The organism is Ruegeria sp. CDSC021, assembly GCF_059610845.1.
In genome coordinates, this window is the sequence record NZ_JBXWOK010000003.1 from 247,674 (window position 1) to 262,393 (window position 14,720).

Sequence of the window (14,720 nt, forward strand, 5' to 3'; positions counted from 1 at the left end):
CCACACAAGAGACAATAGGCCGGAATCCTTGCTGTTGCAGAAGCTAAGAGGCGGCGTCTTTCAAAGTTTTGCAGACCTGATTCATACGACAAAGTACTTAACCTCCAAAAGTGCGGCGACACCGCAAGCGCGCCAATATTACTAGTTAAACCTGTAAAACGTGTTTCCTGCGACAAAGCCGTCCAGCTTTGCCGATCTTGCATAGTGATGCAGATCACTGGTTTTGTTTATGAACCCCGCTCCGCGAAAGTTCAGTGATGTATTGCACAATACACCCGTGCCCGACGCCGACTTGAATGCGTTCAGCAGGTCGTAAAAGAAAGCATTCTGATCCCGGCGGACTGTTTGGACCCTTGCTGTCCCGTCTACATGCGTGATCGCGGCCAGGTTCTGATTGGTCACCTTCTGCAGATGCAACATATAGGGCGCGGAGTTTTCCCATTCAAAATGTTGGCTGACATCTTCCTCAAGGCAAGACGGTGCCACGGGGCTTGTATCCGGGCGGTTTTTAGCCCTGTTCAGGCGCACGCGGGTTTCGGCCCAGAACGGGGCCGCCAGAATCGAGCGGTTGCCCAATGCGCGCGGACCGATTTCACAGTTCCCTCTGGCCCAACCGATGAGCTCACCGGACATCAACGCATCCGCGACATCGTTCAGACGCAGCTCGCTGACCCGCATGCCGCTACTGTCGATTTTATCATCCACAAAGGACTGTCCGGAATAAACCGTCCAATCCAGCTTTGCCTGGCCCGTATAGTGGCGCATGGCATCAACCGCAGTTCCTATGGCGCAGCCGGAATCACTGCTGCAAGGTGGTACAAATACATCTCGGAACAAGCCGCAATTCTGCCACTTGGTGTTCCAATCGCAGTTCAATCCACATCCGCCGGCAATCACCAGCGGATAACCCTCTGTCAGGTTCTGTTCGGCAAAGGCAAGGAACCGTGAAAAAATCGCATCCGAGAGTTTCTGTGCAAGATTACTGAACTGCTGGCTGTGCATTCCGACATTGAAAAACGGGGAATCGGTCAACCGATCCTTGCGCAGAATTTCGGCCAATGGTTGATCTGACAAAAGATAATCTATCAGCGCATGTTCATCCGCGTCATGTGAACCGGGCTCTGCATAGGCACATGCCGCCATCATCCTCCCGGGATCCTCACGCCGTTGTTCACGCGAAAGCACGGGATAATCGGGATCAACCAGTGCGCTCAGGAATGAATATCGGGCACCTGGCCCGGTCATCACCCGACCAACATGAGACAGCTTTAGATCTTCATCAATCTTGTAGAAATCGCCAAGCGTGTCTTCCCAAACCAACACATAACAAGGTTCACCCTGACGAAACGGAGACATCCCATAAGCGCCCCAGATATGTGCCCTTTCATGGGTCGATGAGAAATAGTCGATCTCTTTGCCAAAAAACGTTCGTTTCCCCACGGTCTGAGCATCTTCGCCAATGCCGAAATACCCTGCCCCCGAGGTCGTCACATGTTGTGTTCCGGTCGTTGACCAGCCGCTAAGGGCCAGGATATCAGGCAAGTCCCGGAACCACAGGCCAGAGTCGATAAATGTATCCGGTGTGACTGACGTATTGCGGGGAAAACTGTCTTTCTCGGATTCATAGGAAAACAGCAGGTTACCGTTTTGGGCATCAATACCCGCAACCGTACCGTCATGCCCCGACTTGAATGACAAAATCTTCATTTCACACCTCTTTACCGCGCTTGTTGCGCGGTCCTGGCAAAACACACCAATTCGTTACTGTTCTATCAAATTGCGTTGACGCAGCCCCTCTGTAATTGCCCGAGCGGCCAGTTCTGCGCCTGCTTCGTTGAAATGAGAATCCGGCGCATAATACGATGCCGGATCCTCTTGCATTTCGATAACATCCGTTAAGTCTATCACGTCCAGCCCGGCCTGCGCAGCCGCATCTTTCACCAATACTCGCAGCGGGTCGTGGATAAAGGGCTGGGCGACCAGACCCATATAGCGGCTGACCGTCGGCACATACACAATGGCAATCTCACCATCCCATTCTGATGTAATCTGTTTTGCCCGCATCAGAACATCGGTAAATACCGGATTTTCATCAGTTGCCTTGGGATAGTGAATCCCAAGGATCTCGGCCGTTTTCTGCAATGCCAGAAAGTTTCTGAACACCCGTTGCGCCCGCAGGTAATCGCCCCAGGATAAAGTGGTCTCTGCCCACCATCCGGATATCACCGGTGCGGTTAATTCCGACTGGTCCGGATGCTCGATTGGGCCAAAATCTACAGCCGGGTCTAGTGCTGCGCTCAACCATGGCTTTTCAAGCTCTCGTTCCAGATTGCGCCAGTCATTGCCCGCAAAGAAAGAGAACAGCGTGAGGTCGGGCTGGAACTCTGGCCCGTACCGGCCCAAAATCGCCAGCTGATACAGCGGGCCAATGCCCCTGTGGCCGGTGTTAAGCAGGTTCGGCATGCCCTGACGCAGCTTATCCGCCAGATGCTCACCCTCTCTCAGGCAGAACCCCTCGGAAAACGAGTCACCCAGCAGCATCACACTCACATCGTTTTCATAGACCGATGGTGGATTGCGAAACCCCAGACGATCCGGCGTGTAGGTCACCGGCTCGCCCAACACCGAGCACAATAGCATCTTGTCACCCGGCATGGGGGCCAGATACGCAGATTCGAGCAGTTGTGTATCCAGCGCATCGTTTACATGTTTCATTGTCCTGCCCGGAGGCAAGTTTTCCTTGTATTCTTCGACGCTTACCTCATCGCCGACAAACCCGACTAGCCCTAGGCGTCCGGGGATTATTTTGATGGTCAGATAGGCCTCAAATGCAAACAGAGCCGCCAAAAGCGATACCGCGCTCAAACCAACAGTCAGCCTGGCTTCGTTCGACAAGAAGACCGCGCACAAGGCCAGCACCAGCCCAATCGCGCCCGGGGCCAGAATGTACCGGATCAGCCGCGCGGTTCCATTGGCAAATTCCGCTGAATTCATCAGCGCGTATGCGACGACCCCAAAGAAATAGAGAGCGGCGACCAGACATAGGATTGACCCGAAACGCGAACTGCGGGTTTTTTCAGTCATTCCATCTGGTCCCTTTCGACCGATATCGACATTTGCCGTCATTAACGGCGAAACCGGGCGAATTCAGTTGAACCGATTTGCGTATCATCGGCAAGCTTTTCTGCGGCGGCCTGAAAAGCGCAGGAAGCAGACGCATCGCCTGACCCTCTGGAATATGAAAAACGCTCAAAAACAACAGGATAAATACACACAGCACACAACACTCGAATACAAAACAAAAACCAGATTTTTTTACCACCGTTATGCCGAAAAGCAAATCACCCGCTCTTTCAACGCCTAGTGGGCGCACGGCGCTATCACATTGCGCGCATAATCCGTCCTTGTACGGCCTATTGTTCCCGAATTCAGTACGGCGACATAGTCCTTTCCGTCGCCGGAGGACAATGAATTTGGCGGGTGTATCGTCAGCGGCACAGCAGACGGATGAATATACGGGAAACCCCTAATATCCAGCCAGCAGGGTTTTGTTACAGTTAACGCAACTACACCGGAGAGGTTTCGGCCTCCCCACTCGCTCAAAAAGGGACTGACTTTGGGGGTCGGTCCCTTTTTAATTTTCACGCCAGGTTCAGAACCCTGCCCAAATCAGGACAGGGCACCTGGATTACCCGTCAATGATACCATTGAGTGTCGCGCTCGGGCGCATGACTGCTGCAGTCTTGGTCGGGTTGGTGTGATAGTAACCACCCAGATCTGCCGCTGCCCCTTGTGCGTTGGCCAGTTCGGATAGGATCTGCTGTTCTTTCGCGGCCAACTCTGCAGCAATCGGCGCGAACTCGGCGGCCAGATCAGCATCATCGGATTGCGCGGCCAGCGCCTCGGCCCAATAGCGCGCGAACCAGTAGTGGCTGTCTCGGTTATCCGGCTGCCCGACTTTGCGGCTGGGCGACTTGTTGCTGTCCAGAATACCCTGCGTTGCGGCCTCGGCAGCGGCGCCAAGAACTCCGGCTTTGGCGTTGCCTTTGCTGTCGGCCAGGAAATTCAAAGACTCGCCAAGCGCGCAGAACTCACCCATCGAGTCCCAGCGCAGGTGGTTTTCCTCGACCAGTTGCTGCACGTGTTTCGGGGCAGACCCACCCGCACCGGTTTCGAACAATCCACCGCCCTGCATCAGCTTGACGATCGACAGCATCTTGGCCGAGGTGCCCAACTCAAGGATCGGGAACAGGTCCGTCAGATAGTCACGCAGCACGTTGCCGGTGATGGCGATGCTGTCGTTACCGGCCGTGATGGTCTCCAACGACTGGTGGGTCGCCTCACGCGGTGCCAGGATTTGGAACTTGTCCGCCACGCCAGCAGCTTCCAGTGTTGGTTGGACGGATTTGATCAGTTCGGCATCATGGGCACGGTTTGCGTCCAGCCAGAAGATCGCCTCGGATCCGGTCAGACGCTGACGGTCCAGCGCCAGTTGAATCCAATTCTCGATCGGAGCCTTCTTCACGGTGCAGGCACGCCAGATGTCGCCCTTTTCAACCGTATGCTCGTGCAGTGTCTCGCCATTTGCCAGAACGATACGAATGGTTCCATTCGCAGGCGCCTGGAATGTTGTCGGGTGGCTGCCGTATTCTTCGGCTTTCTGAGCCATCAGACCCACATTGGCCACAGCTCCGACGGTGGCTGGGTTCAGCGCGCCATTGGCTTTGAAGAATTTGACGGATTCATCATAAATAGACGCATAGCAGCGGTCGGGGATCACACAGTTGGTGTCACCCTTGGACCCGGTTTCGTCCCAACCCTTGCCACCAGCACGGATCACGGCAGGCATCGAGGCGTCGATGATCACATCAGACGGCACGTGCAGGTTGGTGATACCCTTGTCGCTGTCAACCATATACATGGACGGGCGGTCGCCCTTGATCGCGTCAATGGCGGTCATGATATCGGCGTTGCCTGCAACCCGCTCCAGCAGATCGCCCAGACCCGAGTTCGGGTTCACACCCAGCGCATCCAATTCAGCGCCATAGGCCTCGAATACCGGGGCAAGCCACGCCTTGACCGCATAGCCGAAGATGATCGGGTCGCTGACCTTCATCATTGTGGCCTTCAGGTGAAGCGAGAACATGGTGCCGTCTTTTTTGGTGTCTTCGATGGCCTCGGCCAGGAAAGACGACAGCGCATTGACGGACATGAAGGTCGCATCGGCAACGGTGCCCTCGGCCAGCGGCCAGCCGTCTTTCAGAACCGTAGTACTGCCGTCTTGTCCGACAAATTCGATTTTGGCGTCACCGGCTTGCGCCGCAGTAATGGTGGCCGATTTCTCGTTCGCGTAGAAATCATTGCCGGACATGGACGAGACTTTAGTCTTGCTGTCAGCGGCCCATGTACCCATCGAATGCGGGTTCTTCTGGGCATAATTCTTGACGGCGCGCGCGGCGCGACGGTCGCTGTTACCTTCGCGCAGAACCGGGTTCACAGCCGAACCCTTGATGGCATCATACCGCGCGCGGATCGCTTTTTCTTCGTCAGTCGCAGGTTCTTCGGGATAGCTCGGGATGTCATAACCCTGTGCTTGCAGCTCTTCGACGGCGGCCACCAGCTGCGGCACCGAGGCCGAGATGTTGGGCAGCTTGATCACATTGGCATCGGGTGTCTTCACCAACTCACCCAATGCGGCCAGATCATCGGTGATGCGCTGCGCATCTGTCAGCTTTTCGGGGAAGGTCGAAATAATCCGCCCAGCAAGTGAAATATCCTTGGTTCCGACGCTGACACCGGCGGCGGATGCAAACTTTCGAATGATGGGCAGGAATGAGGCGCTGGCCAGCTCGGGCGCTTCGTCTACAATGGTATACAATATGTCGAAGTTCGATTTATCTGCCATATTCTTTTACCTTTTTTAAGCCTTTCGGGGCGTGCGATCCAAGAGTTGGGGCCACATCGGCGTGGCGCGTAAGGGACGTAACAAGACTGCCGTCCCGGGATGACTCTGTATTGACAGGGCCTCCCTTAAATGACGTTTGGCTTGGGATCAATCGCCAGAGACCGCGCATTTTGACACGGTTTGCGGAAAATCATCAAAACTGCTTGCCAATGGGCAAAATTCAGACGCCCCAGGTATCGCTGAGCTTATATCCGCCCGGCCAGGGATCGTCCGGGTCAAGCATGTGTTGATGTGTACCGGTAATCCATCCGCGGCCACTGATCTCGGGAATGATCGCGGCACGCCCCCCGATCGTTGTGGCCTCGACGATCTGTCCGGTGAAAGACGAGCCGATGATCGAAACCGCCTGGAAAGATTGCCCGACTGCCATTTCTCCCTTGGCGGCCATCAAGGCCATGCGGGCAGAAACTGCGGTACCGGTAGGGGACCGATCAACTTTGCCCGGCTGGATCGCCACGGCGGATTTTCCGCGCAGGCCATTTGCTACCCGCTCGGTCGGGCCACAAAAAGCGCAGAATGAAATGTGATTCCAGTCCGGGTTTTCGGGATGCGTAAACCCAATTTGTTCGTTGGCCGCATTGGTGATCGCTACACCCAGCCGCGCAATGTCACGCGCCTCGTCCTGCACGATGTCAAACCCAAGCGCCGCCGCATCGACCACCACGAAACTGTCGCCCCCATAGGCCGTATCCACGGTCAGTGTGCCAAGGCCCGGCACTTCAAGCGGAACGGCGAGCCGGTCTACAAAACTGGGCAGGTTCTGCACAAATATGCGCTCGGCCTTGCCATTCCGGCATTCGGCGCGCACCGGGACCAGCCCGCCCGGTGCCTCAAGCGTCAGATGTGTAACCGGTTCCTGCATCGGAATGATCCCGCTATCCAGCAGCACGGTGGCCACGCAGATCGAGTTTGAACCAGACATTGGCGGTGTGTCTTCGGGCTCCATGATAATGAAGCCTGCATCTGCTTGCGGATGTTTGGGCGGCACCAACAGGTTTACATGACGAAATACACCCCCGCGCGGTTCATTCAGGACAAAGTTGCGCAAGGACTGGTCGCGCGCGATGAACGACCGCTGCTCCCATAAGGTATCACCGGGTGGCGGAAGAACACCGCCAACGATGACATCTCCGACCTCGCCTTCGGCATGGGCGGAGATCACGTGGAGAGTTTTGATACTGCGCACGACCCCCTCCCTCAGAACCGGCCAGCAGCAAAGGGGGCTGGCGAAATCGGGGGGGCCTGACGGTCAACCATGGCCCCAACAAGCTCGGCCGTGCCTGCGGATTGGGTCAGCCCAAGATGCCCATGGCCGAACGCATAGAACACGCAAGACGCATTTGGAGAAACACCGATGACCGGGATGCTGTCAGGCATCGACGGCCGGAACCCCATCCATTGCGTGCCTCCTTCGGTCTTGAGGCCGGGTAGAAACTCTTCGGCTTTGTGCAATAACGTGTCGGCTCGTTTGAAATTGGGGGCGAGGTTCAGACCGCCCAACTCGACCGCGCCGCCGATCCTGACGCCATTGTTGATCCGGCTGGCAACGAACCCATGCCGCGAGAAGGACAGGTGCATCCGCAGATCAAATGCACCTTCGGGCAGGGTCGTGTTGTATCCACGCTCGGTTTCAAGCGGGAATCGGTCACCAAGAGTTCGGGCGATATGATGCGACCATGCGCCGGCAGCCACGACCACTTTCGTCGCGTCCACGGGCCCTTCCGCCGTTTCAAGGCGCATGCCACTTTGCTGTGGCACCAACGCCTGAATATCGCGCCGCTCGATCCGGCCTTGCCGGTTTTGAAAGGTCTGGGCAAGGCGCTCGACCCATTTCTTGGGATCAACAGTATTCAACCAGTTGGGCGTAAATCCCGCATGAGTGAACCGAGGACTGAGACCCGGCTGTTTTTCGGCAATCGCCTCGGGGCTTTCCAGCAGTTCAAAGTCGATACCATGCTGGCGGCGCACCTCCCAGGCGGGCAGGCTTGCACGGTATTCGGCCTCGGATTCGTACAGCTGCATCTGACCGTCGCGCTGCATCATCGCCTCGCCGTCAACCGCTGGGATCAACCGTTCAAGGGCGGCACTGGACAGTTGCATGAGGCTGGCCTGAGCGGCCAACAGCTCGGCATAGCGACCGGGCTGGCTGGCCCGCCAGAAACGGTACATCCAGGGTGCAATCTGGACTGCATAGGCAGGCGGGATAGACAGGGGACCCAACGGGTCCAGCAGCCACTTTGGTGCCTTTTTCATGATGCCGGGCGTTGCCAGAGGCTCAACCTCGGAAAAAGCAAAGGCCCCGGCATTTCCGGCTGATGTCTGCGCCGCAACGCCTTCCTTGTCCAGAACCAGCACGGCATGACCCCGGCGCTGTAATTCCAGCGCAATGGTCATGCCAATCGCGCCAGCTCCGATGACGACGATCTGCTGGGTCATACCTCAATCCCCGAACGGAATGGATCAGCCTCGGCAAACATCAACCGCGATTCCGCCATGACATAGGCCTGCCCGGTGATCGAGGGGATGACACCGCCGTTGGGCCCAGCCTGATAGGACAGGCGATAGGTGCTGCCAATGACACTTTGCTGGACGATTTCCTGCCCCGGGGCCAATAGACCCTCAGCGGCCAGACAGGCCAGCCGAGCAGAGCTGCCGGTGCCACAGGGCGACCGGTCGTAATTGTCATCCGGGCACAGAACAAAGTTGCGGCTGTGAATCGCTTGCTCGGGCGATGCGTCCTGAAAGATTACATGATCAATCGGTTCACCCTGCTCGCCGCCAACCCCCTGCGCGATCGAGGCTTTGCGGATAGCAACGGCCCTATCGGTCAGCTCCCGAATATTGGCCGGAATGACGGAAAGCGGGCTTGGATCGACGATAAAGAACCAGTTTCCACCATAGGCCACATCCCCTGCAACCTCTCCGAAACCGGGCACATGAAGTGAAATGTCGCTGTGAACGCGGCGGCTTTCGATATTCGTGACCGTGACAGTATTGGCATCGTGCAGCTCGACCGTGACAACTCCGGCTGGCGTTTCGATCCGATGTATTCCAACATCGATCCGACCAAGATGCGCCAGTGTCACGGTCAGGCCAATGGTTCCGTGGCCGCACATTCCCAAAACAGCATCGACATCAAAATAGATCACGCCGGTGACACAGGTTGGATCAACCGGTTCCACCAACAAGGCCGCGACCATGGCCGGTTGTCCGCGCGGTTCAAGCATGACCGAACGATAGAAATCCCTGTATTCGGTGTCCAGCCGCCGGGCGCGTTCAGCCAGAGGGCCAGAGCCCAGATCTGGAGCGCCATCGAGGATGACCCGGGTCGGTTCTCCTCCGGTGTGGCTGTCGATCACATGCATTCTGCGATCACCCCACCTTGTTTCAACCAATCGGCGAACCAAGCCCCAAACAACGCGTATTGCTGTTCGCAATAATTCCGCTGTGCATCTGTCAGGGCATCAGTTTCATTGAAATGCAGGCGGTATTCCTCTTCCCCGTTCAACACCAGAAGATGCTTGTAATACAGCACAAGATCCGGACCCTCATCAAAACTGGACAGCACCTGAATGGCCTCGGTCAGTTCTTGCGCCCGTAACCGGGCTTCGGCATCGCCCCGCGCGGCCTTTTGAGAAAGCGCAGCCAACAGCAACGCCTCACGTGGGAGGGCCGTTCCGATCCCGGTGATCGACCCGGTTGCCCCACAGTTGACGAAACCGTGGTAAACCTCGGTGTCCACACCCACCATCAACGTCACATCATCATCCTGACTGGTGATGTTTTCCGCAGCATAGCGCAGATCGTCCTTGCCCCCGAATTCCTTGAACCCAATGAGGTTAGGGTGTTCGGCGCGCAGGGCAAAGAACAGATCAGCCTTTGTTGCGAAACCATAATATGGGCTGTTGTAGATAATTGCCGGCACGTCCGGCGCAGCGGACAGGATTACCTTGAAATGGTTCTTTTGCGCAGTTGATGAGCTCCCGCGGGACAGAACCCGGGGAATGACCATCAACCCGACAGCGCCGACCTTTTGCGCATGTGCAGCGTGGGCCTCGGCGGATTTGGTGTTGATTGCCCCGGTTCCGACCACAACCGGCAGCCCGGCATCCACCAGACGTTCCACCCCTTCCATGCGCTGCGCATCCGTCAAAAGCGGCCAGTCGCCCATGGATCCGCAATAGACAACCGCAGACATGCCTGCGTCGATCATTTGCTTGCCCTTCCGAACAAGTGCGTTGAAATCCGGCTGCCTATCCGCCGAGCAAGGGGTCATGAGCGCGGGCATCGTACCGCTAAATACATTGGTCGACATACGGTGCTATCCTCTAGTTACAGGGGTCCAGATAGGCGTCAGGCGCCCGTTTTCACGCGATAACGGATATTGGATACAAAATCCATATATAATTCGACGCAAAAAGCCCGCGTTGGACCTTTCGTCTGACGCGGGTGTTTTTGACTGTCTAAACGGCAATTATCTCAACCGCAGGCCGGTTTCAGGGTCAAACAGCATGGTGCGTTCCGGGCGGATCGAAATACCGATGCGTGTACCCTGCTTACTGCGCTCGTCTTCGCGCTCTTCAACGATCAGCTTGTCGCCATTCGATGTCAGCAAATAGGAATAGCTGACGCCGCCAAGCGCCTCGGTCAGATCAACGGTGCAGGTATCGCCCGATCGGTCGACCTGAATATGTTCCGGGCGGATACCCAGCGTGACCCGAGACAGACCCAAAGGAACCGATGCTGGGACGGGCAGAGGCTGAGTGATCGCCGGATGAGTCACCTGACCATCGACGATGTCGCAATCCAGAAAGTTCATGGCGGGCGAGCCAATGAACCCTGCTACAAACTTGTTATCTGGATCCCGATACAGATCCATCGGCGCACCGACCTGTTCGATCCGACCATCGCGCAGCACCACGATCTTATCGGCCATGGTCATCGCCTCGACCTGATCGTGAGTCACATAGATCATGGTCGCGCCAATTTCATTGTGAAGCCGGGCAATTTCCACACGCATCTCAACGCGCAATTCGGCGTCCAGGTTGGACAGAGGTTCATCGAACAGAAACACCTCGGGGCCGCGCACAATCGCACGCCCGATGGCAACGCGTTGGCGCTGACCACCCGACAGAGCCTTGGGTTTGCGTTTCAGATACTGGTCCAGCTTCAGGATACCCGAGGCTTCCTGAACCTTCCTGTCGATCTCGGCTTTTGCCACGCCGTTCATCCGCAGGCCAAACCCCATATTCTCGGCCACAGTCATATGCGGGTACAGGGCATAGGTCTGGAACACCATCGCCACGCCCCGTTTCGCCGGGTCCTGATGCGTCACCTCACGCGCCCCGATGTGAATCTGGCCCTCGGTCGTTTCCTCAAGCCCTGCGATCATCCGCAATAAAGTGGATTTTCCACATCCCGATGGGCCAACAAAGACACAGAATTCACCATCCTCGATTTCGAGGTCGATCCCGTGAATCACCTGTGTCTGGCCATACCGCTTAATCGTTTGGTTCAGAGTTACTCCGGTCATGTCGCTTGTATCCTGTCCTTCTGGCCATCGGGGCGTGTTTCAGGGAACCGCCAGGCCTGAGCTTCGGCCGCGATTTGTTCGGCCACCCGGCGCACGCGGGGAATCCAAGCCTCGAGCTGGTCGAAATTCATCCGCTCGGTCGAGCCGGTCACCGATATTGCACCCAGCATCCGCCCGCCCGGCGTTCGGATCGGGCAGGCAACACAAATGATCCCCGTCTCGTGTTCTTCATCGTCCAGGGCGTAGCCCCGGCTGTGGATCAGCTCTAGATCGGACCGCAGCGCAGCTTCCGAGGCCAAGGTCTTATCCGTAAACCGGTGAAAGCTTTGCTGTGAGATCACCTTGTTCAGCTCAGCCTCGTCCAGAAAGGCCATCATCGCCTTGCCCACACCCGTACAATAGGCCGGTCCGACCTTGCCCGCCTGTGAATACATCTCAACCGGCTGGGCGGCATTGCGCTTATCGACATACAGAACCTGACCAGAATCGAGCTGCGCCAGATGCACAGTCTCGCCCGTTTCACCGCTGAGCGTATCGAGAAAAGGCCTGGCAATCGGCGCCAGTGAGCTTTGCGTCCACGCTGCATGGGCCAACCGAACCAGCCTCAAACCCGGTGCATAGGTCTGCCTATCCGGGTCATAGGACAACATCCCCTGATTGGTCAGGGATTGCAGAAACCGATAGAGCGTTGCCTTGGGAAAGCGGCTGCTTTCCAGCAGTTCCGCAAAGCGAACCGGCCGCTGAAACGCGGCCACCTGATCAAGCACGTCACATGCTTTCCCTATCGTTCCATCACCTGCCACGGGCGCTCTGTCTCCTCCAGTTAACCTTCGGCCTCAGCCAAGAGGGTCTTGACAAGACTAACCGAGTCGATGTGTAGTTTTCAACATATAAAACTAAGTTCCAATATATGGAACTAAAATGGAAGCTAAGGGAGGAAACCATGCATTCCATCTACAAGCGCACCACGGCCGCTCTGGCCATGAGCGTTGCACTTGCTGTTCCCGCCTCTGCCGAGCTTACCGGCGAATTGCGGATATTCCTGGACACATCGAACCCGGCACCCCGGGCCACGATGGAAGCAATGATCGACAGATTTCAGCAACAGCATCCGGATTTGGCCATCGAGACAACGGTGATCGACCGCGAGGCCTACAAAACCCAGATCCGCAACTTCTTGACTGCGGATACTCCGGATGTCGCCACGTGGTACGCGGCGAATCGGATGAAACCCTATGTCGAGGCTGGCCTGTTCGAAGACGTCTCGGACCTGTGGGCGGAACCTGCGATTGCGGACAATCTGGCTTCAACCAAAGGTGCGATGACGATCGACGGCAAACAGTGGGGCGTGCCCTACACCTACTATCAGTGGGGCGTTTATTATCGCAAAGACATCTTTGACGAGCTGGGCCTGACCGAGCCCGCAACTTGGGAAGAAGAGCTGGCGAATTGCCAAAAGATCGTCGATTCCGGTCGCGCCTGCTATACGATCGGCACCAAGTTCCTGTGGACTGCCGGTGGCTGGTTCGACTACCTGAACATGCGCACCAACGGCTATGACTTCCACAACCAGCTGGCCAATGGTGAAATCAGCTGGGAGGATGACCGGGTCAAGCAGACCTTCGCCAACTGGAAACAGCTGATCGATATGGGTGCCTTCATCGACAACCACCAGACCTATAGCTGGCAAGAAGCTCTGCCCTTCATGGTCAACGGTGATGCGGCGGCTTATCTGATGGGCAACTTCGCCGTGGCGCCACTGCGTGAGGCGGGCCTGAGTGACGACCAGCTGGACTTCTACCAGTTTGTTGCCATCAACCCCGATGTCGAACTGGCCGAAGATGCACCGACCGACACGTTCCACATCCCGTCAAACGCGGCGAACAAAGAAGCCGCCCGTGAATTCCTGCGCTTCGTTGTGTCTGCGGATGAACAGACCGAGATCAACAATGGCTCGAATCTCGGCCAGTTGCCGGTCAATGCTCAGTCCTCGGTAGATGCCGACAAGTTCCTGCAGCAGGGCTTTACCATGCTGTCGTCAAACAGCCCGGGCGGAGTCGCCCAGTTCTGGGACCGCGACGCACCGGCAGAAATGGCCAAGGCGTCGATGGAAGGCTTCCAGGAATTCATGGTCAAGCCAGACAATGCGGACAAAATCCTGGCCAAACTCGAACGGGCGCGTCAGCGCATCTACGACAACTGAACCGGTCAGGATTGGCAAAGCCAATCCTGAGCCATGACCTGCGTAAGGCGGGTATCAACCCGCCTTACTCCGCCTACCAGAACCGGGGACGCCCATGACCGCCGTCGATACCCACGAACAAGAAAGCTGGTTCCACCGAAACCAACAGCGCATCGCGCCCTGGTTATTTTTGGCCCCAGGCCTGTTGTTCTTTATGGTCTATGTGATCATTCCGGTCTTTCAGTCCTTCAACCTGTCGCTTTACGAATGGGACGGCCTGGGGGCTGCCGAATATGTCGGCTTTCGCAATTATGAAGACCTGTACTGGGAATGGTCGGACCGGGATGCCTTTTACATCTCGCTCAAAAACAACCTGATCTGGCTGCTGCTCTATCTGGCGGCGATTCCGGCGGGTCTGTTCATCGCGCTGTTCCTGAACCAGACGGTCTGGGGCATTCGCCTGTATAAATCCCTGTTTTTCTTCCCCTTCGTGATTTCTCAGGTGGTCGTTGGCCTTGTGTTCACATGGTTCTACGATCCCACATTCGGCCTGCTGAACGAATTCCTCGGATTCTTTGGCATGGGCCCGGTGAACGTGCTGGGTGACGAGCGTTTCGTCACCTATGGCATCATCTTTGCCGGTCTCTGGCCGCAGACAGCTTATTGCATGATCCTTTACCTGACCGGCCTCAACGCCGTGGACCCCGAACAAATCGAAGCCGGGCGGCTGGACGGTGCCAAGAGCTGGCGGATGTTGTGGCATATCATCCTGCCGCAACTGCGCCCTGCCACCTTCATTGCCTTTGTCGTCACCATCATTGGCGCGCTTCGCAGCTTTGACCTGATCTCAATCATGACACAGGGCGGTCCGTTCGGATCATCGCGCGTGCTGGCCTATTACATGTTCGAGGTCGCCTTGTCCGAGTATGGCTTCCGCATGGGGTATGGCGCGGCTATCGCGGTGATCCTGTTCCTTATCATGCTGTGTTTCATCGGTTATTTCCTGTGGTCAATGTACCGCGAAGAAAGGGGGCACTGAG

11 protein-coding genes are annotated in these 14,720 nt (G+C 56.7%); 2 read left to right on the forward strand and 9 right to left on the reverse strand.

Annotated elements, in window-relative coordinates:
- Window positions 1-141: 141 nt before the first annotated feature.
- From AC2FGB_RS08015 to AC2FGB_RS08055, 9 genes are all read right to left on the reverse strand, one after another.
- Window positions 142-1,707, reverse strand: coding sequence for a carbamoyltransferase C-terminal domain-containing protein (locus AC2FGB_RS08015; protein WP_496693734.1), 1,566 nt, complete (start codon window positions 1,705-1,707; stop codon window positions 142-144).
- Window positions 1,708-1,761: 54 nt separating this feature from the next.
- A complete protein-coding gene (locus AC2FGB_RS08020) occupies window positions 1,762-3,084 on the reverse strand; it encodes an alginate O-acetyltransferase AlgX-related protein (protein ID WP_496689398.1) in 1,323 nt (440 codons plus the stop codon).
- Window positions 3,085-3,688: 604 nt separating this feature from the next.
- Window positions 3,689-5,905, reverse strand: a complete 2,217-nt coding sequence (locus tag AC2FGB_RS08025) for an NADP-dependent isocitrate dehydrogenase (RefSeq protein ID WP_496693733.1) — start codon at window positions 5,903-5,905, stop codon at window positions 3,689-3,691.
- 220 nt (window positions 5,906-6,125) lie between these two features.
- On the reverse strand, window positions 6,126-7,151 hold the full coding sequence (locus tag AC2FGB_RS08030; RefSeq protein WP_496689402.1) for a trans-3-hydroxy-L-proline dehydratase: 1,026 nt from the start codon (window positions 7,149-7,151) through the stop codon (window positions 6,126-6,128).
- 11 nt (window positions 7,152-7,162) lie between these two features.
- A complete protein-coding gene (locus AC2FGB_RS08035; RefSeq protein ID WP_496693732.1) occupies window positions 7,163-8,401 on the reverse strand; it encodes an NAD(P)/FAD-dependent oxidoreductase in 1,239 nt (412 codons plus the stop codon).
- Window positions 8,398-9,330 carry a 4-hydroxyproline epimerase gene (locus AC2FGB_RS08040; protein WP_496693731.1) on the reverse strand — a complete coding sequence of 311 codons (933 nt, stop codon included), beginning with the start codon at window positions 9,328-9,330 and terminating at the stop codon, window positions 8,398-8,400. Before AC2FGB_RS08040 ends, AC2FGB_RS08035 begins: the two co-directional genes overlap by 4 nt.
- A complete protein-coding gene (locus AC2FGB_RS08045; RefSeq protein WP_496693730.1) occupies window positions 9,321-10,280 on the reverse strand; it encodes a dihydrodipicolinate synthase family protein in 960 nt (319 codons plus the stop codon). Before AC2FGB_RS08045 ends, AC2FGB_RS08040 begins: the two co-directional genes overlap by 10 nt.
- A gap of 159 nt (window positions 10,281-10,439) precedes the next feature.
- Window positions 10,440-11,498 (reverse strand): ABC transporter ATP-binding protein, encoded by a 1,059-nt coding sequence (locus AC2FGB_RS08050; RefSeq protein ID WP_271948765.1) that lies wholly within the window; start codon window positions 11,496-11,498, stop codon window positions 10,440-10,442.
- Window positions 11,495-12,301 carry an IclR family transcriptional regulator gene (locus AC2FGB_RS08055; protein WP_496693729.1) on the reverse strand — a complete coding sequence of 269 codons (807 nt, stop codon included), beginning with the start codon at window positions 12,299-12,301 and terminating at the stop codon, window positions 11,495-11,497. Before AC2FGB_RS08055 ends, AC2FGB_RS08050 begins: the two co-directional genes overlap by 4 nt.
- A gap of 140 nt (window positions 12,302-12,441) precedes the next feature.
- Here AC2FGB_RS08055 and AC2FGB_RS08060 point away from each other — a divergent pair, with 140 nt between their 5' ends.
- Complete coding sequence (locus tag AC2FGB_RS08060) at window positions 12,442-13,701, forward strand: ABC transporter substrate-binding protein (protein WP_142636170.1); 1,260 nt, start codon at window positions 12,442-12,444, stop codon at window positions 13,699-13,701.
- Between the two features lie 94 nt (window positions 13,702-13,795).
- Entirely contained in the window at window positions 13,796-14,719 is a 924-nt protein-coding gene (locus AC2FGB_RS08065; protein WP_142636168.1) for a carbohydrate ABC transporter permease, read from the forward strand.
- Window position 14,720: the final 1 nt, after the last annotated feature.